General features: G+C 69.2%; 2 protein-coding genes. One reads left to right on the top strand and one right to left on the bottom strand.

Annotated elements, in window-relative coordinates:
* The coding region (locus tag EEB19_RS26455; RefSeq protein WP_222929996.1) for a hypothetical protein at positions 1-195 on the top strand (195 nt) is incomplete at its 5' end.
* Between the two features lie 33 nt (positions 196-228).
* Here the strand turns inward: EEB19_RS26455 and EEB19_RS26450 are convergent.
* On the bottom strand, positions 229-428 hold a 200-nt coding region (locus tag EEB19_RS26450), incomplete at its 5' end, for an RnfH family protein (RefSeq protein ID WP_187590297.1).

Here is a 428-nt window from a genome sequence, read left to right as displayed (position 1 = left end):
GACTACACCTCCAGCCAGCGCGTGAACCGCCTCGGCCGCACCGAAGTGAAGAACTTCGTGGTGTTCTTCGAGAATGACGCCGTTACCCGCTGGGAAGGCGACTACTTCCCGGGCAACGACAAGGCCCTGGCCCAGCAGACGGTGCGCCAGTTCGGCCGCAACCTGCCGAAGGACAAGAAGAAGAAGGGCCGCTGAGGCCTGCCCGTCCGCAGGGACGGGTTGCCGGGATCAACCGCCGAGCGCGCGACGCCGGCGGTTGTCCTTGGGGTCGGCCAGCAGCGGGCGCAGCAGCTCGATGCGGTCCCCGTCCAGCAGCGCCTGCTGTGGACGGGCCAGCACGCCATGCACCGCGGCGGCCGGACAGTCGGCACTACCTTCCAGCGCAGCGGCGGCGATAGCGTCGGCCACGGTCGCTCCCTCTTCCAGCT

The sequence above is a fragment of the Gordonia sp. OPL2 genome, assembly GCF_003797825.1.
GTDB lineage: Bacteria > Actinomycetota > Actinomycetes > Mycobacteriales > Mycobacteriaceae > Gordonia.
The sequence above is the reverse complement of the archived record's forward strand: the minus strand, read 5'-3'. Positions and strand labels throughout refer to the sequence as shown.